General features: G+C 70.8%; 16 protein-coding genes and 1 pseudogene. 6 read left to right on the plus strand and 11 right to left on the minus strand.

All coding sequences use genetic code 11. The features are described from left to right. The 4 genes and pseudogenes from CA983_RS22905 to CA983_RS22925 form a co-directional block, all read right to left on the minus strand. Positions 1–487, minus strand: a pseudogene (locus CA983_RS22905) (AAA family ATPase); the annotation flags it as partial. A 56-nt stretch (positions 488–543) separates the two neighbouring features. Continuing rightward, positions 544–1,365: an ABC transporter permease gene (locus tag CA983_RS22910; RefSeq protein ID WP_086602769.1), complete on the minus strand. Its 822-nt coding sequence runs from the start codon at positions 1,363–1,365 to the stop codon at positions 544–546. A 211-nt stretch (positions 1,366–1,576) separates the two neighbouring features. Continuing rightward, positions 1,577–2,551, minus strand: coding sequence for an ABC transporter ATP-binding protein (locus tag CA983_RS22920; RefSeq protein ID WP_086602771.1), 975 nt, complete (start codon positions 2,549–2,551; stop codon positions 1,577–1,579). Between the two features lie 123 nt (positions 2,552–2,674). Next, the gene (locus tag CA983_RS22925; RefSeq protein WP_086602772.1) at positions 2,675–3,889 is read right to left on the minus strand and encodes an NYN domain-containing protein; all 1,215 of its coding nucleotides are present in this window, start codon (positions 3,887–3,889) and stop codon (positions 2,675–2,677) included. Positions 3,890–4,111: 222 nt separating this feature from the next. Between CA983_RS22925 and CA983_RS22930 the strand changes: the two genes are divergently transcribed. Further along, entirely contained in the window at positions 4,112–4,276 is a 165-nt protein-coding gene (locus CA983_RS22930; protein ID WP_230299561.1) for a hypothetical protein, read from the plus strand. A 152-nt stretch (positions 4,277–4,428) separates the two neighbouring features. Here the strand turns inward: CA983_RS22930 and dnaE are convergent, their stop codons facing one another. After that, on the minus strand, positions 4,429–7,968 hold the full coding sequence (gene dnaE, locus CA983_RS22935; RefSeq protein WP_086602774.1) for a DNA polymerase III subunit alpha: 3,540 nt from the start codon (positions 7,966–7,968) through the stop codon (positions 4,429–4,431). A gap of 216 nt (positions 7,969–8,184) precedes the next feature. Here dnaE and CA983_RS22940 point away from each other — a divergent pair, with 216 nt between their 5' ends. The 4 genes from CA983_RS22940 to CA983_RS22955 all read left to right on the plus strand — a co-directional run bounded on the left by CA983_RS22940 (position 8,185) and on the right by CA983_RS22955 (position 12,967). After that, the gene (locus CA983_RS22940; RefSeq protein ID WP_059416492.1) at positions 8,185–9,510 is read left to right on the plus strand and encodes a DUF2252 domain-containing protein; all 1,326 of its coding nucleotides are present in this window, start codon (positions 8,185–8,187) and stop codon (positions 9,508–9,510) included. A 92-nt stretch (positions 9,511–9,602) separates the two neighbouring features. Further along, the gene (locus CA983_RS22945) at positions 9,603–10,307 is read left to right on the plus strand and encodes a hypothetical protein (protein ID WP_086602775.1); all 705 of its coding nucleotides are present in this window, start codon (positions 9,603–9,605) and stop codon (positions 10,305–10,307) included. A 78-nt stretch (positions 10,308–10,385) separates the two neighbouring features. Continuing rightward, positions 10,386–11,204 carry a DsbA family protein gene (locus CA983_RS22950; RefSeq protein WP_086602776.1) on the plus strand — a complete coding sequence of 273 codons (819 nt, stop codon included), beginning with the start codon at positions 10,386–10,388 and terminating at the stop codon, positions 11,202–11,204. Between the two features lie 92 nt (positions 11,205–11,296). Beyond that, positions 11,297–12,967: an alkaline phosphatase D family protein gene (locus tag CA983_RS22955; RefSeq protein ID WP_086602777.1), complete on the plus strand. Its 1,671-nt coding sequence runs from the start codon at positions 11,297–11,299 to the stop codon at positions 12,965–12,967. 10 nt (positions 12,968–12,977) lie between these two features. Here the strand turns inward: CA983_RS22955 and CA983_RS22960 are convergent, their stop codons facing one another. After that, positions 12,978–13,616 (minus strand): dienelactone hydrolase family protein, encoded by a 639-nt coding sequence (locus CA983_RS22960; protein ID WP_086602778.1) that lies wholly within the window; start codon positions 13,614–13,616, stop codon positions 12,978–12,980. 38 nt (positions 13,617–13,654) lie between these two features. Here CA983_RS22960 and CA983_RS22965 point away from each other — a divergent pair, with 38 nt between their 5' ends. Then, positions 13,655–14,782 (plus strand): mechanosensitive ion channel family protein, encoded by a 1,128-nt coding sequence (locus tag CA983_RS22965; RefSeq protein WP_086602779.1) that lies wholly within the window; start codon positions 13,655–13,657, stop codon positions 14,780–14,782. A gap of 51 nt (positions 14,783–14,833) precedes the next feature. Here the strand turns inward: CA983_RS22965 and CA983_RS22970 are convergent, their stop codons facing one another. The 5 genes from CA983_RS22970 to CA983_RS48020 form a co-directional block, all read right to left on the minus strand. After that, positions 14,834–16,420 carry a Na+/H+ antiporter gene (locus CA983_RS22970; RefSeq protein ID WP_086602780.1) on the minus strand — a complete coding sequence of 529 codons (1,587 nt, stop codon included), beginning with the start codon at positions 16,418–16,420 and terminating at the stop codon, positions 14,834–14,836. 95 nt (positions 16,421–16,515) lie between these two features. After that, positions 16,516–16,995, minus strand: coding sequence for a GNAT family N-acetyltransferase (locus CA983_RS22975; RefSeq protein WP_086602781.1), 480 nt, complete (start codon positions 16,993–16,995; stop codon positions 16,516–16,518). Continuing rightward, positions 16,992–17,936 carry an RluA family pseudouridine synthase gene (locus tag CA983_RS22980; RefSeq protein ID WP_086602782.1) on the minus strand — a complete coding sequence of 315 codons (945 nt, stop codon included), beginning with the start codon at positions 17,934–17,936 and terminating at the stop codon, positions 16,992–16,994. Before CA983_RS22980 ends, CA983_RS22975 begins: the two co-directional genes overlap by 4 nt. Before the next feature lie 73 nt (positions 17,937–18,009). Next, positions 18,010–18,699: a signal peptidase II gene (lspA, locus tag CA983_RS22985; RefSeq protein ID WP_086602783.1), complete on the minus strand. Its 690-nt coding sequence runs from the start codon at positions 18,697–18,699 to the stop codon at positions 18,010–18,012. Positions 18,700–18,787: 88 nt separating this feature from the next. Beyond that, a partial coding sequence (locus tag CA983_RS48020) for a TraR/DksA family transcriptional regulator (RefSeq protein WP_341866680.1) occupies positions 18,788–20,443 on the minus strand: 1,656 nt, incomplete at its 5' end.

The raw sequence follows: 20,443 nt of genomic DNA on the forward strand, positions 1-20,443 counted from the left end.
GCCCCACCACCAGCGGCACACCCCCACGCCGCCGCAGCAGGAACACGACCAGGGCGCTGACGACCCCGAAGGCCAGCCCGAGCAGTGTGAACGTGCCGTCGACCCCGACGGCCTGCTCCCCCTCGGTGTCCTTGAGGTAGACGATCCACTTCCCCTCGACCACGTCACCGACCAGCGGCACGTGCGGCGCGAGCCACCACCACAGCACGCCCAGCAGCACCCCGCCGAGTGCCACCGCCAGGGTGACGACGCCGGCCTCCCGCACTTCCGTCCTCATGCCGGGCCCGTCGTCCTGCCCGTACCAGCCGTGCCCGGCGTACTCGGCCTGCTGAGACCCAGGAGCCTCAGCCCCATGAGCCTGAGCTCCATCAGCCTGGGACCCGTGAACCTGGGACCCCTGCGCCCCGGGACCGGCGCCCGGCGGCGGCCACGAATCCTGTGCGGAACGTTCATGCGGTGGCGGTGGGGGATTCAGTGGTGCGGTCACCCTGCCATCGTGCCAGGCCCGCCTGTGCCCCGCGTCACCGGACGATCCCTGCCCGCTCACCGGACGGCCGCCCGGCGGTACGCCCAGGTCGCCACGGCCAGCGAGACGACGCCCACGAACCCGCACACGGCGAGGTCCCCCAGCACGAAGGCCCAGTCGGGGTTCGGCCCGAACGTGCGCGCGAAGGCCTCCACCCCGTACGTCGACGGCAGCAGATCCCGGGCGAACCGCACGACCTGCGGCATCCGGTCCGCCGGTAGCACACCCAGCAGCAGCGCCGCCGACATACCCAGCTGTCCGAGCAACGTGGCCAGCTCGGGCCGGGGCGCGAGCAGCCCGAGCGCCGCCCCCAGCCCGGCGAGCGCGGCGCCCGCCAGCGGGATCACGGCCACCAGGATCCACAGATGGGCCAGTGGCAGCCCGAAGAGCACACAGCCGAACACCGCCGTCACGACGGTCCCGGGCACGGTGAACGACGCGTACGCGCCCGCCGCGCCCAGTACGACCGCCGCCGGCGGCACCGGCAGCGTCGCGTAGTGGTCGAGTCCGCCGCTGGCCCGCAGCTGCCCGAAGTACTGCGCGAGAAGATTCAGTGCGACGAAGGCGACCACCAGGACCGACGACCCGGCGACGACGGCCTGCGCCTCCGCCCCGTCGTCCACGACCCCGCGCATCAGGATCATGATCCCGATCGACTGGAAGGTCGCCACGAACAGCAGCGGGATCCGCGCGACCCTCGCCCGGGACAGCTGCGCCCGGTACACGGCCGCCAGCGACGGCCACAGCCGCGCCCGAGGTCCGAGCTCGGCCGCGCACGCGGCGGGCTCCTCCACGGCCAGGGCGCTGCCCGGCAGGACATCGGCGGGTACGACACTCACGTCGCGCTGCTCCCCTTCGTCGGGTCCACTGCGGCAGTCGCCCTGTTCGGTACGTACGCGGCGGCCTGCGTACTCAAGACCGCCGCATTCCGGGCCGTCACATGCAAGGCCGCCATGTTCAGGGCCGCCATGTTCAGGGCCGCCGTGTTCAGGGCCGTCACGTTCAGGGCCGTCAGGTTCCAGGCCCCCGCACTCAAGGCCTCGGTACTCCTCACGCCTTCACCAGCCCCTGCTGCGCGGCACCGCCCAGGGCCAGGTACACGTCCTCCAGGCTCGGGGTGGCCAGCGTGAAGTCGTCCAGCGCGGCGAAGGCGGCCCCGCCGGTGACGGTGGCGACGACCGCCCGGGCCTCCTCGGGCCCGAGCCGGAGCGTCCACAGGCGCCCCGACTCCACGGCCCGGTCCCGCAGCGCGGCCACCTCGGGGACATGCAGCGGCGCCGTGTCCCGCCACACCAGGTCGACCCGCACCTCGCCGGCGACCTGCTCCTTGAGCCCGGTCGGCGTGTCGCAGGCGATCACCCGCCCCCGGTCGAGGACGGCCACCCGGTCCAGCACGGTCTCGGCCTCGATGACGTTGTGGGTGACGAGCAGCACGGTCGTCCCGCGCTCGGCCCGCCGCCGGTCGACGGCGGACCACACGGCCCGCCGCGCCACCGGGTCCATGCCGGTGGTCGGCTCGTCGAGCACGAGCAGCGGCCGCTCCCCCACCAGCGCCGCGGCGAAGCACGCCAGGCGCCGCTGGCCTCCGGAGAGCTTCTTCAGCGGCCGCCCGGCGAGCGGCGCGAGCCCCAGCTCGTCGAGTACGTCGTCCCGCTCGGCCCGCGCCCGCCGTACGTCCAGGCCGCGCAGCCGCCCGGTGGTCTCGGCGGCGAGCGACACGGTCAGCTCGTCGAGGGCGGTCGACTCCTGCCCGAGGTAGGCGAGGATCCGCGAGGCCCGCTCCGGGTGGCGCACGATGTCGTGCCCGAGGATCTCCACGCTGCCGCGGTCGGGGCGCATCAGCCCGGTGAGCTGCCGTACGAGGGTGGACTTGCCGGCGCCGTTCGGCCCGAGCAGGCCGAAGATCTCGCCGCGCCGGATGTCCAGCGTCACGTCGTCCGTGGCCCGGACCTCGGGTGTTCCGGGCGCGCCGCGCCGGGCGCGTACCGCCGGATAGGTCTTGGTCAGCCCGCGCACCGCGCACACGACGTCACCATCGTGCCGAAATGCCTGTGCCGCGCGCTTACTCACAAGGGACGAGACTACGGGGTCGGCGAGCCCGGTCCGCTCTCGGGTCGGTCCAGGGCGGGAAATCCGTCGGCAAAGTTCTCATTCGCCGACGGGCGCGTGCTCCACCCCCGTGCGCACGCCGATCTCCTTCCAGAAACCGGCCCGGATGGCGTACCGGTCCCGCTCGTCGATCTGGTCGTCCTTGTGGGCGAGCAGGCCGAAGCGGGCGGCGTAGCGCAGCAGCTCCCCGTCGACGCGGTGCGGGATGCGCGGGTACATCCCGGACAGTTTCTGCAGGTGGCCCTGGTCGCCGAGGCGCTCGACCCAGCGCCGGGCGAAGACCTGCCCGACCTCGTAGGGGTCGCCGCCGACGGTGGTGATGTCCTCCTCGCGGTCGGCCCACCGCTGCTCGGCCGTGGTCAGCTGGGCGAGCGTCGGCATCGAGGCGGCCTCGGGGGGCTCGGCCGTGGGCCGGTCGACCCAGCCTTTGTCGGAGGACCAGCGGAGGGTGGCGGAGGCGGGCTGCTGGGCGGACTGGGTGCCGGGGGCGCGCAGGGCGGCCAGATCTTTGGGCGTGGGGACGCCTTTGGCGGCGGGCACCCGTTCCTCGGTGCCGTTCTGCCCGGTGCGGCCCTCCGGGTGGTGCTCGGGCTGTGCGGCGGGGCGCTCGGCCGCGGCGGCGAGCGCGGAATCGGGCAGCGGGGCGGAGAGGATCGCGGCGATCTCGGGCCGGGGCGCGGGCTGCGGGGCGCACACGCCGGTGTGCTCCTTGGCGCGGACGGCCCTGGTGATCCAGGTCCGGTCCAGGACGCGCCGCTCGTCGGCCTCGGCGACCAGGTCCTCGGACTGGTTGTAGTCGCCGTCGGCGGCCTGCACGGCCCACAGGTGGACGGCGACGCCGTGCTCCTTGGCGGCCATCATGCCCGGCAGCAGGTCGCCGTCCCCGGTCACCAGGACGACGTCGGAGCAGGCGCGGTTGCGGGCCAGTTCGGTGAGCTCGGCGTGCATCGCCGCGTCCACGCCCTTCTGCGCCCAGCGGCCGTCGCTGCGGGTCAGCGCGCCCAGCCGGACGGTGACCCGGGGCATCACGCGCAGCCTGCGGTGCTCGGGTTGCGGGACGCGGTCGGGGGCGCCGTCGAACCAGTAGATGCGCAGCAGCGGCTGCTGCGTGTCCGACTCGGCGCGTTCACGCAGCCCCTGGATGAGGGCGGTGTGGTCGACGGTGATACGGGATCGTGAGGGCTCCCCGGCGAGGAGACTCGCCGCTGCCCCCAGCAGATACCCCGCGTCCACCAGGACGATGCAGCGGTCCACACGACTCACCCTCTTCCCGGGAGGTTTGCTTCGGGCTTGCTTCGAGTCTGCCCGACGGCGCGGAGGTTAACGGCCGGAACTCGATCTTCGGCGTGGCGTTTCCGGGGTTCTCGACGCGACCAGCCCTGTCACGCACGGTAATTGTCCGACATGCGATCGTTGTCGGCCTGTGTGAATCTGGTCCCGGCCCTGGCCCCTAGATCCCCCACAGGAGGCACCACCATGGCCAAGAACAAGAACCGTGACCGTAAGCAGCAGCGTCCCACCGAGCGTGGCCAGCGTGCGGACCGCCGTCCCACCGCGGAGGCGGAGCCCCAGCCCGAGGTCGAGGTGACCCCCGGCGACGTGGCGTCCCGCAAGCGCAAGCGGAGCTTCGGTCACAACTGACATCCGTGTAACGGGTGGTTGAGACCCGGACACACGCAACGAGGGGCGTACCCGGTACCAGGTACGCCCCTCGCTCGCGTCAAGAGCCCGCTGGGCCCTGTCGTCACATTCGCGGGGCAGGCGGGAATGTGACGACAGGGCCCGGCCCGGCGTCAGCCCGCCAGGCAGGACGGCCCGAGCAGCACCTTCAGGTCACCGAAGAGCGCCGGGTCCGGCTTCACCCGGTGCCGGTCCAGACGCAGCACGGTCGTCTTGGTCGGCCCCTGGAGCCTGATCCGCACCTCGCTGTCGCCCTTGTGGTGGCTGAGGACCTCGCCGAGACGGCTGACCAGCGGCGGGGTGACCCGCGTGGCCGGGATGGTCAGCACGACGGGCGCGTTGGTGCCCGCGTTCGACAGGTCGGGGACCTGCAACTCCATCGCGACCAGCCGCGGCACGTCCTCGCGCTTGTCGAGGCGGCCCTTGACGAACACCACGGCGTCCTCGACGAGTTGGGTCGAGACGAGCTGGTAGGTCGCCGGGAAGAACATGCACTCGATCGAGCCGGCGAGGTCCTCGACGGTGGCGATGGCCCAGGCGTTGCCCTGTTTGGTCATCTTGCGCTGGAGGCCGGAGATGATGCCGCCGATGGTGACGACCGCCCCGTCCGCGTGCTCACCGCCGGTCAGCTGGGAGATGCCCGCGTCGGCCTTGTCGGACAGGATGTGCTCCAGGCCGAACAGCGGGTGGTCGGAGACGTACAGACCGAGCATCTCCCGCTCCTGGGCGAGCAGATAGGTCTTGTCCCACTCCTCGGTGGTGAACTCCACGTCGAGCCCGAAGCCCGGCTCGTCGCTCTGCTCCTCCCCCATGCCGCCGAAGAGGTCGAACTGCCCCTCGGCCTCCTTGCGCTTGACCGCGACCACGTTGTCGATCATCGGCTCGTACTGCGCGGTCAGGCCCTTGCGTGTGTGGCCCATGGCGTCGAAGGCCCCGGCCTTGATCAGCGATTCGGTGGTGCGCTTGTTGCAGACCACCGCCTCCACCTTGTCGAGGTAGTCGGGGAACGAGGTGTACTTCCCCTTGGCCTTGCGGCACCTGATGATCGACTCGACGACGTTCGTACCGACGTTGCGGACGGCGGAGAGGCCGAAGAGGATCACGTCGTCGCCCTGGGCGGCGAAGTTGGACATCGACTCGTTGACGTCCGGCGGGAGCACCTTGATGCCCATGCGGCGGCACTCGTTGAGGTAGACGGCCGACTTGTCCTTGTCGTCCTTCACGGACGTCAGAAGCGCGGCCATGTACTCGGCGGGGTGGTTCGCCTTGAGGTACGCGGTCCAGTACGAGACGAGTCCGTACGCGGCGGAGTGCGCCTTGTTGAACGCGTAGCCGGCGAAGGGGACCAGCACGTCCCACAGCGCCTGGATGGCTTCGTCGCTGTAGCCCTTCTTACGGGCGCCCTCCTTGAACAGCACGAAGTTCTTCGCCAGTTCCTCGGGCTTCTTCTTGCCCATCACGCGGCGGAGGATGTCGGCCTCGCCGAGCGAGTAGCCGGCGATGATCTGGGCGGCCTTCTGCACCTGCTCCTGGTAGACGATCAGGCCGTAGGTGACGTCCAGGACCTCCTTGAGCGGCTCCTCCAGCTCGGGGTGGATCGGCGTGATCTCCTGCTGCCCGTTCTTGCGCAGCGCGTAGTTCGTGTGGGAGTTCATGCCCATCGGGCCCGGGCGGTACAGGGCCGACACGGCGGAGATGTCTTCGAAGTTGTCCGGCTTCATCAGCCGGAGCAGGGAGCGCATGGGGCCGCCGTCGAACTGGAAGACGCCCAGGGTGTCGCCGCGCTGGAGCAGTTCGAAGGTCGTGGGGTCGTCGAGCGGGAGGCTCAGGAGATCGATGTCGATCCCCTTGTTGGACTTCACCATCTTGACGGCGTCGTCCATGATCGTGAGGTTGCGCAGACCGAGGAAGTCCATTTTCAGCAGGCCGAGCGACTCGCAGCTCGGGTAGTCCCACTGCGTGATGGTCACGCCGTCGGTGTGCCTGACCCAGACCGGGACGTGGTCGGTGATGGTCTCGCTGGACATGATCACGCCGGCGGCGTGCACGCCCATCTGCCGGACCAGGCCCTCGACGCCCTTGGCGGTGTCGATGACCTTCTTCACGTCGGGCTCGTTCTCGTACATCGCCCGGATCTCGCCCGCCTCCGAGTAGCGGGGGTGCTCGGGATTGGTGATGCCGTCGAGGTTGATGCCCTTGCCGAGGACGTCGGCGGGCATGGCCTTGGTGAGGCGGTCGCCCATCGCGTACGGGTAGCCCAGCACGCGCGCGGAGTCCTTGATCGCGTTCTTGGCCTTGATGGTGCCGTACGTACCGATCATGGCGACCTTGTCGGCGCCGTACTTCTCCGTCACGTACCGGATCACCTCGACGCGCCGGCGCTCGTCGAAGTCGATGTCGACATCGGGCATGGAGATGCGCTCGGGGTTGAGGAACCGCTCGAAGATCAGGCCGTGCGGGATGGGGTCGAGGTCGGTGATGCCGAGGGCGTAGGCGACGATCGAGCCGGCCGCGGAGCCTCGGCCGGGGCCGACCGCGATGCCCTGCTTCTTGGCCCACATGATGAAGTCGGCGACCACGAGGAAGTAGCCCGGGAAGCCCATCGAGATGATGGTGTCCATCTCGTACTCGGCCTGCTTCATGCGGTCGTCCGGGATGCCGTCCGGGAAGCGGCGGTGCATGCCGCGGATGACTTCCTCGCGGAACCAGCTGACCTCCGTGTACCCCTGAGGGATGTCGAACTTGGGCATCAGGTCGCGCTTTTCGAACATGCCCGTGGTGTCGACCATCTCGGCGATCAGCCGGGTGTTGGCGCAGCCCTCCTGCCAGGCGTCCGAGGAGTCGATGGCGTACATCTCGTCCGTGGACTTCAGGTAGTAGCCGGTGCCGTCGAACCTGAAGCGGTCGGGGTCGGAGAGGTTCTTGCCGGTCTGGATGCACAGCAGGGCGTCGTGCGCGGTCGCCTCGTGCGCGTACGTGTAGTGCGAGTCGTTGGTGACCAGCGGGGGGATGCCGAGCTTCTTGCCGATCTCCAGCAGGCCGTCGCGGACCCGGTGCTCGATCTCGATGCCGTGGTCCATCAGCTCCAGGAAGTAGCGGTCCTTGCCGAAGATGTCCTGGTAGTCGGCGGCGGCCTTCAGGGCCTCGTCGAAGTGGCCGAGGCGCAGCCGGGTCTGGACCTCGCCGGAGGGGCAGCCGGTGGAGGCGACGATCCCCTCGGACCACTGGGCGATGGTCTCCTTGTCCATCCGGGGCCACTTCTGGAGCCAGCCCTCGGCGTACGCGTCGGAGGAGAGCCGGAAGAGGTTGTGCAGGCCGGTCTTGTTCACGGCCCACATCGTCTTGTGGGTGTAACCACCGGAACCGGAGACGTCGTCCCGCTTCTGGTGCGGCTGGCCCCACTGGATCTTGCGCTTGTTGCGGCGCGACTCGGGCGCGACATACGCCTCGATGCCGATGATCGGCGTGACCCCGGCCTTCTGCGCCGAGTGGAAGAAGTCGTACGCCCCGTGGAGGTTGCCGTGGTCGGACATGGCGATGTGCGTCATGCCCATCTCGTTGCACGCGTTGAACATGTCCTTCAGCCGCGCGGCACCGTCCAGCAGCGAGTACTGGGTGTGGACGTGCAGGTGCGTGAACGGCGGCTTTGACACGGCTGCGGCCTCCAGAGAAAACGAACGTCGAATGGGGCCCGACAGGCTGCGGACAGTCTGGGGGACAGCGTCGAAGTCTATGCCTCGCCAGTGACACCCGGGGGCCTGACCCGCGTACCTTCGTGCGGGGCTCGCGGGCACTCCCGCGCAGCGCCGCACGTTGGACAGAGGGCGGACCTGCCGTCCCCACACGCATGCACCAGGAGGCACCCAGCGATGTCGTTCCCGCAGCTCGACGACGAGCACCGCGGTGAGGAAATTCTCGCCGTCTTCGACACCGCCTTCGGCGAGCTCCTGGCCGCCGACCCGGCCGCGTTCCGCGTGAAGTTCCGGAAGATGGCGGCCTCGGCCTTCGCGTTCTACCGGGGCACGGCGTGCCTCTTCTATCACGATCTGGACGAGGAAAAGCGGGGCGGGCCGTTCCTGGACGAGCGCACCTCGCGCGTGTGGATCCACGGCGACCTGCACGCGGAGAACTTCGGCACGTACATGGACGCCAACGGCCGCCTGATCTTCAACGTCAACGACTTCGACGAGGCCTACGTCGGCCCCTTCACGTGGGACCTGAAGCGCTTCGCCGCCTCCATCGCCCTCATCGGGTACGCGAAGGCGCTCAGCGACGAGCAGATCTCCGAGCTGGTGACGATCTACGCGGTCGCGTACCGCGAGCGGATCCACGCCCTGGCCACCGGCGCCAAGAGCGACGAGGTGCCGCCGTTCACGCTGGACACCGCGCAGGGCCCGCTGCTGGACGCGCTGCGTGACGCCCGGTCGCTGACCCGCTTCGGGCTGCTGGAGTCGATGACGGAGATCCGCGACTTCGAGCGCCGCTTCGCGCCGGGCGGCGGCTCGGTGGAGCTGGACGCGGCCACGCGCTACAAGGTGCTCGCCGCCTTCGACGGCTATCTGGAGACGCTCCCGGACAGCTCGCTGGCCCGCCCGGACTCCTACCGCGTGAAGGACGTCGTCGGCCGGCGCGGCATCGGCATCGGCTCGGCGGGCCTGCCGTCGTACAACATCCTCCTGGAGGGCCACAGCGACGCCCTGGAGAACGATGTGGTGATCTACATCAAGCAGGCCCAGACCCCGGCCGTCTCCCGGCACGTCACGGACCAGGCGATCCGCGACTACTTCCAGCACGAGGGGCACCGCACGGTCATCTCCCAGCGCGCCCTCCAGGCGCACGCCGACCCGTGGCTGGGCTGGACGGAGCTGGACGGCGCGGGCCAGCTCGTCGCCGAGGTCTCGCCGTACGCGGTGGATCTCGACTGGGGCGACATCGACGACGCGGAGGAGATCGCCCAGGTGGTGGCCGACCTCGGCCGGGCCACGGCCACGATGCACTCGGCGGCGGACGACCAGTCCGGCGAGTCCCTGGTGCCGTTCTCCACGGAGCGGGCCATCGACGCGGCGATCGCGGCCGACGAGGAGGGCTTCGCCCCGCTGCTGACCGACTTCGCGCACAGCTACGGCGCACGCGCGCGGGCCGACCACCAGACCTTCGTGGACCTGTTCCGCAACGGCCGGATCCCGGGGCTGTAAGGACCCCTGAGCCGGGGCTTTGGCCGGCCGCTCTCTCACAGGCATCCTTTAGGGGTCCCTTACAGGCCCCCGTGACAGACTCTCCTCTCGCTATGGACATATCCGGGATCCAGCTCAGAGCCGTACGCGCGGCGCTGTTCACGGCAGTGGTCGTGACGCTCAGCACCGCGTCGCACGTGCTGCTGTCCCGGGTCCCGCTCCCGATGGGCACGGTGGCCGCGGTCGCCGCCACCGTGTTCCTGATCGCGTACGCCCTGGCGGGCCGTGAGCGCTCGTTCGGGCGGATCGCGGCCCTGCTGATCCCGCTGGAACTGGCCGCCGACACGGTGTTCACCACGGGACAGCACGCCTGTTACGGCCGGTCGGGCGGCCCGGTCGCCGGCCCGCTGCGGTCGGTCGGCCTGGACGTGCTGTGCGGCGGCGGCGAGGTCGGCACTCCCCTGGCGCGGATGGCCGGGGCCACCGGCACCGACCGGCTCGCGGCCGTGGTCGCACACGCCGACCCGGCCACCGCCTGGCTTCTGCTCGGCGCGCACGTCGGCGTGGGACTGGCCGCCGCCGTCTGGCTGCGCCGGGGCGAGCGGGCCCTGGCCCAGTTGCTGCGGGCGGTGGCGGCGGAGGTTTCGACACGGGTCCGTCCGTTGCTGCTGGCGGTCGCCGCCGTGACGGTGACGCGGGCCCCGGCCGGGCCCCGGCTGCCGTCGCGGGCCGCCGACCGCACGCCCACCGCCCGCGACCGGATCCTCGCCCACTCCCTGGGACGACGTGGACCGCCGTGCTCGCCCGCCTTCGTGTGAGGCACCTTTCGAGCACCGGCAGTCCCCCTTACGTAGTGCGCACACGACGTGTGCGCGTCCCCGACGGAGAACATCACCATGAGCAAGCGGAACAGCCAGGCGGCGAAGATGGCGGCCCGTGAGCGGCTGCGCATCGAGCGCGAACGCGAGGCCAAGCGGGCGAAGGCCAAGCGGCAGATCATCGTCGCCGCCTCCATAGTCGGCGTCCTGGCGATAGCCGGCGGCATCGGCTACGCGGTCGTCCAGGCCAACAAGCCCACGCACTGGGAGGCCCAGAAGGACGCCAAGGTCGTCGCCCCGGCCAACACCACGGGCAGCAAGGGCACCACGGTCGTCATCGGCAAGGACTCGGCCAAGAAGACCCTGAAGATCTACGAGGACCCGCGCTGCCCCGTGTGCGCCCAGTTCGAGCAGACCGTCGGTCCGACCGTGAAGAAGGACATCGACGACGGCAAGTTCAAGATGCAGTTCATCGGCGCCACCTTCATCGACAACAAGGACAACGGCGAGGGCTCCAAGAACGCGCTGAGCGCCCTGGGTGCCGCGCTGAACGTCAGCCCCGAGGCGTTCCTCGACTACAAGGCCGCGCTGTACTCCAAGAAGTGGCACCCGGAGGAGACGACCGACGAGTTCAAGAACGACAGTTACCTCATCAAAGTGGCCGACACCGTCCCCGCGCTGAAGAACAACAAGAAGTTCCAGGACGCGGTCGAGAAGGGCACCTACGACGCCTGGGCGATGGCCATGTCGAAGACCTTCGACGACAACAAGGACGGCGTGCAGGGCACCCCGGGCTTCGTCATGGACGGCAAGCAGCTCACCGCCGACAACCAGGGCACGCCGCTGATGACGGTGGCCGACTTCAACCGGGTGGTGGGCGAGGCCCTCAAGAAGTGACGGCGGGTCCGGGACCGGTCACCACGTGAAGAGCGGGCGAACTTCGGGAGTTCGCCCGCTCTGGTGCGTACCGATCAGTAACCTGATCGTCCGTGACCAGTCGATACAGATCATCGAAGCCGTCAGAGGACCTCAACTCCCGCACCCCGCGCCGCCGTACGGTCGTCAAGGCCGCGGCGGCGACCGCTGTCCTGGCCGGGCCGCTGGCGGCGACCCTGCCCGCGCGCGCCGTCGACCAGGCACCCGCCTTCCTGCACGGCGTCGCCTCCGGTGACCCGCTACCGGACGGCGTCCTGCTGTGGACCCGCGTGACCCCCGTCCCGGAGGCCATACCCGGCTCCGGACTCGGCCCGGACACCGAGGTCAGCTGGATCGTCGCCAAGGACAAGGCGTTCACCACCGTCGTCGCCAAGGGCTCCACCACCGCGACGGCCGCCTCCGACCACACCGTGAAGGCCGACATCCGCGGCCTGGAACCGGCCACCGACTACTGGTTCCGCTTCTCCGCCGGAGGCACCGACTCCCCCGCCGCCCGCACCCGCACCGCCCCGGCGGCCGACGCGGCCGTCACGAACCTCCGCTTCGGCGTGGTCTCCTGCGCCAACTGGGAGGCCGGCTACTTCTCCTCGTACCGCCATCTCGCGGCCCGCGGCGACCTGGACGCCTGGCTGCACCTCGGCGACTACATCTACGAGTACGGCACCGGCGAGTACGGCACCCGCGGCACGGTCGTCCGCCCGCACGCCCCGGCCCACGAGATCGTCACCCTCGCCGACTACCGCGTCCGGCACGCCCGTTACAAGACCGACCCGGACCTCCAGGCGCTGCACGCGGCGGCCCCGGTCGTGGCGATCTGGGACGACCACGAGCTCGCCAACGACGCCTGGTCGGGCGGCGCCGAGAACCACACGGAGGGCGCCGAGGGCACCTGGTCCGCCCGCCAGGCCGCCGCCAAGCAGGCCTACTTCGAGTGGATGCCGGTGCGTCCGGCGATCGCGGGCACCACCTACCGCCGGCTGCGTTTCGGCAAGCTCGCCGACCTCTCCCTCCTCGACCTGCGGTCCTTCCGCTCCCAGCAGGTCAAGGTCGGCAACGGCGAGGTCGACGACCCGGACCGCACGCTCACCGGCCGCGCCCAGCTCGACTGGCTCAAGGCGGGCCTGAAGGCGTCCGACACCACATGGCGGCTGGTCGGCAACTCGGTGATGGTCTCGCCGTTCGCCATCGGCTCGCTCTCCGCCGATCTGCTGAAGCCACTGGCCAAGCTGCTGGGCCTGCCGCAGGAGGGCCTCGCCCTCAACACCGACCAGTGGGACGGCTACACCGACGACCGCCGCGAACTCCTCGCCCACCTGCGGGCGAACGCGATCCGCAACACGGTCTTCCTCACCGGCGACATCCACATGGCCTGGGCCAACGACGTGCCCGTGGACGCCGGTACGTACCCGCTGTCCCCGTCGGCCGCCACGGAGTTCGTCGTCACCTCGGTCACCTCGGACAACCTCGACGACATCGTCAAGGTCCCTCAGGGCACGGTCTCCGCGGTCGCCGCACCCGTGATCCGCGCGGCCAACCGGCACGTCCACTGGGTCGACACGGACCGCCACGGCTACGGTGTCCTGGACATCACGGCCGAGCGGGCGCAGATGGACTACTACGTCCTGTCCGACCGCACGAAGCGCGACGCCACCGCCACGTGGGCCCGCTCGTACCGCACGCGCAACGGCACGCAGAAGGTCGAGCGCGCCTACGACCCGGTGTGACCAGACTTCCCTACAGGCTGTCGAGGAAGCCGAGCGCCACCCGCCAGGTGGCCTCGGCGGCCTCCTCGTCGTAGTCCGGCAGGTCGGGGTCGGTGTAGAGGTGACCGGCCCCGGCGTACCGGTACACCTCGACGTCGGCGCCGGTGCGGCCCATCTGGAGGTACCAGGCGCTGAGCCAGTCGTCCGTCTCGAAGGGGTCCGGCTCCGCCACGTGCAGCTGTACCGGCAGGTCGTCCGCCGTGACGCCCGGCGCGATGTCCGACGTGCCGTGCAGGAGCAGCAGCCCGCGCGCCTTGTCGTCGCCGAGGGCGAGGGTCTGCGCGATGGAGGCGCCGAGCGAGAACCCGGCGTAGACCAGCCCGCGCTCGGAGTAGGGCGCGGCGGCCAGCACGGCCCGCCTCAGCAACTCCTCCTTGCCGATCTTCTCCTTGTGCTCCATGCCTTCCTCGACCGTGTCGAACGTGCGCCCCTCGAAGAGGTCGGGTGTCCACACCTCGTGTCCGGCCGCGCGCAGCCGGTCGGCGGCCTGGAGCACCGCGGGCCGCAGCCCATGGGTCGAGTGAAAGAGCATGATGTTCATGAAGCCATGGTGCCAGCCGGGTGTGACGAGCCGAGATCGCGGCACTACCCAGGACGCCGCCGAAGTCACATGTTCATGCCCCCGGTGAGCCGGTTAGGTTCGGGGGCATGGAGAACCTGCTACGACCGCTGATCGTGGTCGGTGGCTCGGTCGTGCTCACGCTGGTGATCGGCTGGGCCACCGACTTCCTGCTGCGCAAGGCCGACGAACGGCACCACGAGACCCCGCTGTGGGGTCTGCTCCGCCGCGGCCGCATTCCCTACCAGCTCCTGCTGTGCGCGGCCCTGCTGCGAGGGTCGTACGACGAGGCCGACCTGCTGGAGAGCCGCAGGGAGGGCATCGGCCAGGTGCTGACCCTCGTGCTGATCGGGTCGGCCGCCTGGCTGGTGATCCGTATCGCGTCGGCGATCGTCGAGACGTCCTACACGCGGTACGCCAATGCCCGGGCCCACCGCGACCCGGCCAGGGTCCGCCGGGTGCGCACCCAGGTGACGCTGATCATGCGGGTGGTGTCCGCGATCGTCGGTGTGGTGGCCGCGGCGAGCATGCTGCTGACGTTCCCGGCGTTCCGCGCGGCGGGTGCGTCGCTGCTGGCCTCGGCCGGCATCCTCGGCATCGTCGCGGGTGTCGCCGCCCAGTCCACGCTGAGCAACATGTTCGCCGGGTTCCAGATCGCCTTCGGCGACATGGTGCGCATCGGGGACACCGTCGTCGTGGACGGCGAGTGGGGCACGGTCGAGGAGATCACGCTGACGTTCCTGACCGTGCGCACCTGGGACGAGCGGCGGATCACCATGCCGGTGTCGTACTTCACGTCCAAGCCGTTCGAGAACTGGTCGCGCGGCACGCCGCAGATGACCGGCACCGTCTTCTGGCACGTCGACCACACGGCCCCCGTGGACGCGATGCGCGAGAAGCTCCGCGACATCCTGCGGCAGTGCCCGGCCTGGGACGGCCGCGCCTACGACCTGTCCGTCACGGACACCACCCCCAACACCATGCAGGTGCGGGCCCTGGTGACCGCCAAGGACGCGGACGACATCTGGACGGCGCGGGTCGCGGTCCGCGAGCAGATGGTCCGCTGGCTGGCCGACGAGCACCCGTACGCCCTGCCCCGGGTCAACACGGCGGACGCGATCCTGCCGCCGTCCCAGAGCCAGAACGGCCACCGCCCGTCCCAGGACGGCGTCCCACAGCAGCGCCGCTTCCACGGCTCGGCGCGGCCGGAGCGCTGACGGAAAGGTGAACGACTTCGGGCGGGCCCGCCGGGAGGGGAGGCCGGCAACTCACCGCATGGACCGCACATCCAGGTGCCGCAGCACCCGGTCCACCACCTCCGGGTCCGCCCCCGGCTCGCTCCTCGCCGCCAGCACCTCATGCCGCGCCGCACTCAGCATCTCCTGCTGGATGCGGCGCACCCGCTTCAGCCGCCGGGCCCGCTCCCGATAGGCGTCCCGCCGCTCGTCCTCGGCCACTTCGGGACTGATCCGCACCGCGATGTCGAACGCCCGCCGCACCATCTGCTCGGACAACTCCTCGGGCAGTTCCTCGGTCTCCTCGATCTCCCGGAGCCTGCGCTTGGCCGCCTTGGACGCCCGGATCGCCAGCGCCTTCGCGAACTCCTTCTCGACGTCCGTGTCGGCCCGTACCCCCAGCGATCGCACCAGCCACGGCAACGTCAGCCCCTGCACCACCAACGTCGCCATGATCACCCCGAACGCGATGAAGATGATCTCGTCCCGGCTGGGGAACGGCGCCCCCGCGTCGGTCTCCAGCGGAATGGCCAGCACCAGCGCGACAGAGGCCACGCCCCGCATTCCCGACCACCACATCACCACGGTCTCGCGCCAGCTCACCGGGATGTCCTCGTCGTAGTCCCGCCGCGCGTGCAGCCGTTTGGTCAGCCAGGTCGCCGGCAGCAGCCACAACAGGCGTACGAACACGACCACGCAGACGACGACCGCCGCCCACCCGAGCAACTCGCCCCACCGGCCGGACGCCGTGTGGATCGCGTTGTGCAGCTCCAGCCCGACCAGCCCGAACGCGACGCCGGTGACGAGCGTGTCGACGATGTTCCAGAACGTGTGCCCGGCCAGCCGCGTCATGACGTCGTCGGCGTCGGACCCGTGCTCCGCGAGGAACAGCGCGGTGGTGAGCACGGCGAGCACTCCGGACCCGTGCAGTTCCTCGGCCATGACGTACGAGGCGTACGGCACCAGCAGGGTCAGCCCGATCTGGAGGGTCGCCTCCCCGAGCACGTCCATCAGCTTGTTGGCGCCCCAGCCCAGCGCGAGGCCCACGGTCACCGCCACCACGGCGGACAGCACCAGATCGAGCCCGGCCTTCCAGGGTGAGAACGTCCCGCTGACGGCGGCCGCGATCGCCACGTGGTACAGGACGATGGCCGTCACGTCGTTGAACAGCCCCTCGCCCTCCAGGATCGACACCAGCCGGCGCGGCAGCCCCAGTTGCCCGGCGACGGCGGTGGCCGCGACCGGGTCCGGCGGCGCGACCAGCGCGCCGAGCGCGAACGCCGCGGCCAGTGGCAGCCCCGGCACGATCGCGTTGGCCGCGGCCGCCACACAGGCCATGGTGACGAACACCAGCGCCACGGCCAGCAGGAAGATCGGCCTCTTGTTCGCCGCGAACTGCCGCCAGGACGTGCGCCGGACCGCGGCGTACAGCAGCGGCGGCAACAGCAGCGGCAGGATCAGGTCCGGCGGGATCTGCACGTTGGGCACGAAGTCGAGCAGTGCGAGGACTATGCCCAGGAGCGTCATCAGCACCGGCGCGGGCACGCTGAGCCGGTCCCCGACCGGGACGCTGATCACGGCCCCGAGCAGCAGCACGAACAGCAGGGCCAACTGATCCACGGTCAGCGCTCCGGAAGGTCAAACGTTCACACGACTGACCTCAAGCCTGCCACGCAACTCCCGTGACAAACCGTTTCGCCGCCCTTCATGACGGGCTAGAGCGAACGCCGCATGGCCTGGTGCGGAATGCCCGCCTCCAAGTACTCCGGCCCGTACGCCTCGTAGCCGAGCCGCTCGTAGAAACCCAGCGCGTGCGTCTGGGCGTGCAGGTCCACGGCCGCGAGACCACGCGCGCGTGCCGCGTCCTCGATGGCCCGGACCAGGGCGACGCCGACGCCGAGACCGCGCGCGTGGGCGGCCACGGCGAGCCGGCCGAGGGAGCCCACGGACGGGTCGGCTCCGGTCTGCGCCACGGCCGCCTCCCCGAGCAGCAGCCGCCCGGTGCCGAGCGGCACGCCGTCCTCCCGGACCGCCAGCACATGGACGGCCCCCGGGTCGTACGCGTCGTACTCGATGTCCTCCGGCACGCCCTGCTCGCCGACGAACACCTCCTTGCGCACCGCGAAGCACGCCTCACGGTCGGCCGCGTCCTCGGCGACCCGCACCACGTACGACGGCGCCGGCCTCCCGCTCATGCGTACGTCTCCTCCCGGACCTGGTCCAGGGCCTTCTGGAGGTCCTCCGGGTACTCGCAGGAGAACTCCGCCCACTGCCCGTCCCCGGGGTGCTCGAAGCCCAGCCGCACCGCGTGCAGCCACTGGCGGGTCAGATGGAGCCGCTTGGCGAGCGTCGGGTCGGCCCCGTACGTCAGGTCGCCCACGCAGGGATGCCGGTGGGCGGCCATGTGGACGCGGATCTGGTGGGTGCGGCCGGTCTCCAGCTTCACGTCGAGCAGGGACGCCGCGCGGAAGGCCTCGATCAGGTCGTAGTGCGTGACGGACGGCTTGCCCTCGGCGGTGACCGCCCACTTGTAGTCGTGCTGCGGGTGCCGCCCGATGGGCGCGTCGATGGTGCCGCTGGTCGGGTCGGGGTGGCCCTGGACGAGCGTGTGGTACCGCTTGTCGACCGTGCGCTCCTTGAACTGGCGCTTCAGCGACGTGTACGCGTACTCGGACTTGGCGACGACCATCAGCCCGGACGTGCCGACGTCGAGCCGGTGCACGATGCCCTGGCGCTCCGCGGCCCCGGAGGTCGAGATCCGGTACCCGGCGGCGGCGAGCCCGCCGATGACGGTCGGGCCGGTCCAGCCCGGCGACGGGTGCGCGGCCACGCCCACCGGCTTGACGATCACGACCACGTCATCGTCGTCGTGGACGATCTCCATGCCCTCGACCGGCTCGGCCACCACCTGCACCGGCGCGGGCGCCTGCGGCATCTCGACTTCGAGCCAGGCGCCGCCGTGCACCCGCTCCGACTTGCCGACCACCGATCCGTCGACCGTGACCTTCCCCGCGGCGGCGAGCTCGGCCGCCTTGGTCCGGGAGAAGCCGAACATACGGGAGATGGCGGCGTCGACGCGCTCGCCCTCCAGTCCGTCGGGCACGGGCAGGGTACGGATCTCGGGAATCGTGCTCACCCGTCGAGTATGCCGGACGGGTGAGACAGCCCCGTACGGAGCCTGTGGACAACCCGGACAACCCCTCGCGGGCTCAGTCCTTGTGGACGGTCCCGTCAGGGTCGAGCCCCTTGAACGACAGCAGCACGATCAGGATGCCGCCGCACACGATCGCCGAGTCCGCCAGGTTGAAGACGGCGAAGTGCTTCGGCGCGATGAAGTCCACGACCGCGCCCTCGAAGACGCCCGGCGCCCGGAAGATCCGGTCGGTGAGGTTGCCCAGCGCACCGCCGAGCAGCAGGCCGAGCGCGATCGCCCAGGGCAGGCTGTAGAGCTTGCGGGCGAGCCGGGCGATCACCACGATCACCGCCGCCGCGATCATGGTGAAGATCACCGTGAAGGCCTCGCCGAAGCCGAAGGCCGCGCCCGCGTTGCGGATCGCCTCGAACTTCAGCCAGTCCCCGATGATCTCGATGGGCGGGTGGTGCTCCAGCTTGGCCACCACGATCATCTTGCTGATCAGGTCGAGGGCGTACGCGAACATGGCCACCGCGAACAGGACCGCGATCCGGCGCTTGCCCCGGGGCCCGGCCGCCGTCGGCTCATCCCTGCCGGACGCCCCGGCGGCCGCCGCCTCGTCGGAGCCGGAACCGCCGGCCGGGGCCCGGGTGCCCTCGGAGCCGGCGCGCTCGCCCGGCGCCGCGTCCTCACCGGGCCGCTCCCGCCCGTTACCGGCCGCGTCCGGTGTGTCCGGCGTACCGATGATGCGCTCCGCCTCTGCCACGTGAGTCCCTCAACCTAGGTGCCTGACTGAGGACGAGGGTACGGCACACCCCGGGCGTCCCACGTGCTCAGGAGGCATTCGGCGGCCGTCAGTACCGGCGCTCCTGCTTCTGCTTGCACTCCACGCACAGAGTGGCCCGCGGGAAGGCCTGCATGCGGGCCTTGCCGATGGGGTTGCCGCAGTTCTCGCACAGGCCGTAGGTACCGGAGTCGAGGCGTTCCAGGGCGCGCTCGGTCTGGACGAGCATCTCGCGCGCGTTGGCGGCCAGCGCCAGCTCGTGCTCGCGCGTGACGTTCTTGCTGCCGGTGTCCGCCTCGTCGTGACCGGCGCCGTCCCCGGAGTCCCGCATCAGACCGGCGAGCGACCGCTCCGACGACTCCAGCTCCTCACGCAGCCGGGTCTCCTCGGACGTCAGCTCGGCACGCGCCTCCTCGACCTCCGCCTCCGTCCAGGGGTCCTCGCCCGGGCGTACCGCGAGCTCACCTGGCTCCGCCGCGGCCGCCCGTGCCTTCGGAACAGCGGTCTTGGCCGCCGTCGCCGTGCCAGGAGTCTTCTTCGCACCCACCGTGGTCGCTCCCGTCTGCTGCGCGGCCTCGGCCGCACCCGCCTTCTTGGCCGTGCTGCTCCCGGCCGTGTCCTGTGTGACCGCGCCGGTCCGGGCGGTGCCCTTCCCGACCCCGCCCTTACTGGCGGTGCTCTCGCCTCCGGCGCGAACGCCCTCGGCCTCGACGCCCTTCTTGGCGGCCCCGGCCTTGGCGGCCTTCGCCCTCCCGACAGCGGCCTTCTTCCCCGCCGTCCCCTTGACCGCCGTCGCCTTGACCGGCGCCTTCTTGCCTGCCGCCTTCCCGGCCGCCGCCTCTGTGGCCGCCGCCTTATCGGCCGCCGTCCCCTCGGCCGCCTTCTCCTCGGCCGCCGCCTTCTTGCCTGCCGCCTTCTTGCCTGCCGCCTTCTTGGTCGGCACCCTTCCAGCTGCCGCCACTGTGGCCGCCGCCCTATCGGCCACCGTCTCGTTGGCCGGAGCTTTCTCGGCCGACGCCTTCCTAGCCAGCGCCTTCCCGGCTGCCACCTCCGTGGCCGCCCCCTTATCGGCCGCCGTCTCTCTGACTGCCGCCTTCCCGGCTGCCGCCCCCTTGGCCGCCACCTTCCTGGCTGGCGCCTTCCCGGCTGCCACCTCTGTGGCCGCCCCCTTATCGGCCGCCGTCTCTCTGACTGCCGCCTTCCCGGCTGCCGCCCCCTTGGCCGCCACCTTCCTGGCTGGCGCCTTCCGGGCTGCCGCCTCTGTGGCCGCCGCCTTCTCGGCCGCCGCCCCCTTGCGCGCCGTCTCCTTGGCCGCCGCCCTCTCGGCCGCCGCCCCCTTGCGCGCCGTCTCCTTGGCCGCCGCCTTCTCGGCTACCGCCTTCCTGGCTGGCGCCTCCGTAACCGCAGCCTTCTCAGCCGCCGCTCCCTTGTGCGCCGTCTTCTTGGCCGCCGCCCTCTTGGCGGGGGCCTCCTTAGCCGCCGCCTTCTTGGCCGCCGTCTCCCTCTCGGTCGTCCTCCCGGCCGGAGCCTTGACCACGGTCTCCTTGACCGCGGCCCCCTTCGTCGTGGCCCCCTTCGTCGCGGCCTCCTTGACCACGGTCTCCTTGGCCGCAGCCCCCTTCGCCGCGACCTTTCTGGTCACGGCTTTCTCGGCCTTGGCCACCACCTTCTCGGCCACGCGCTTCTTGCCCGTCACCTTCTTGACCGCCGACTTCGTCTTCTCGAC

The organism is Streptomyces swartbergensis (genome assembly GCF_002148965.1).
GTDB classification, from domain to species: Bacteria; Actinomycetota; Actinomycetes; order Streptomycetales; family Streptomycetaceae; genus Streptomyces; species Streptomyces swartbergensis.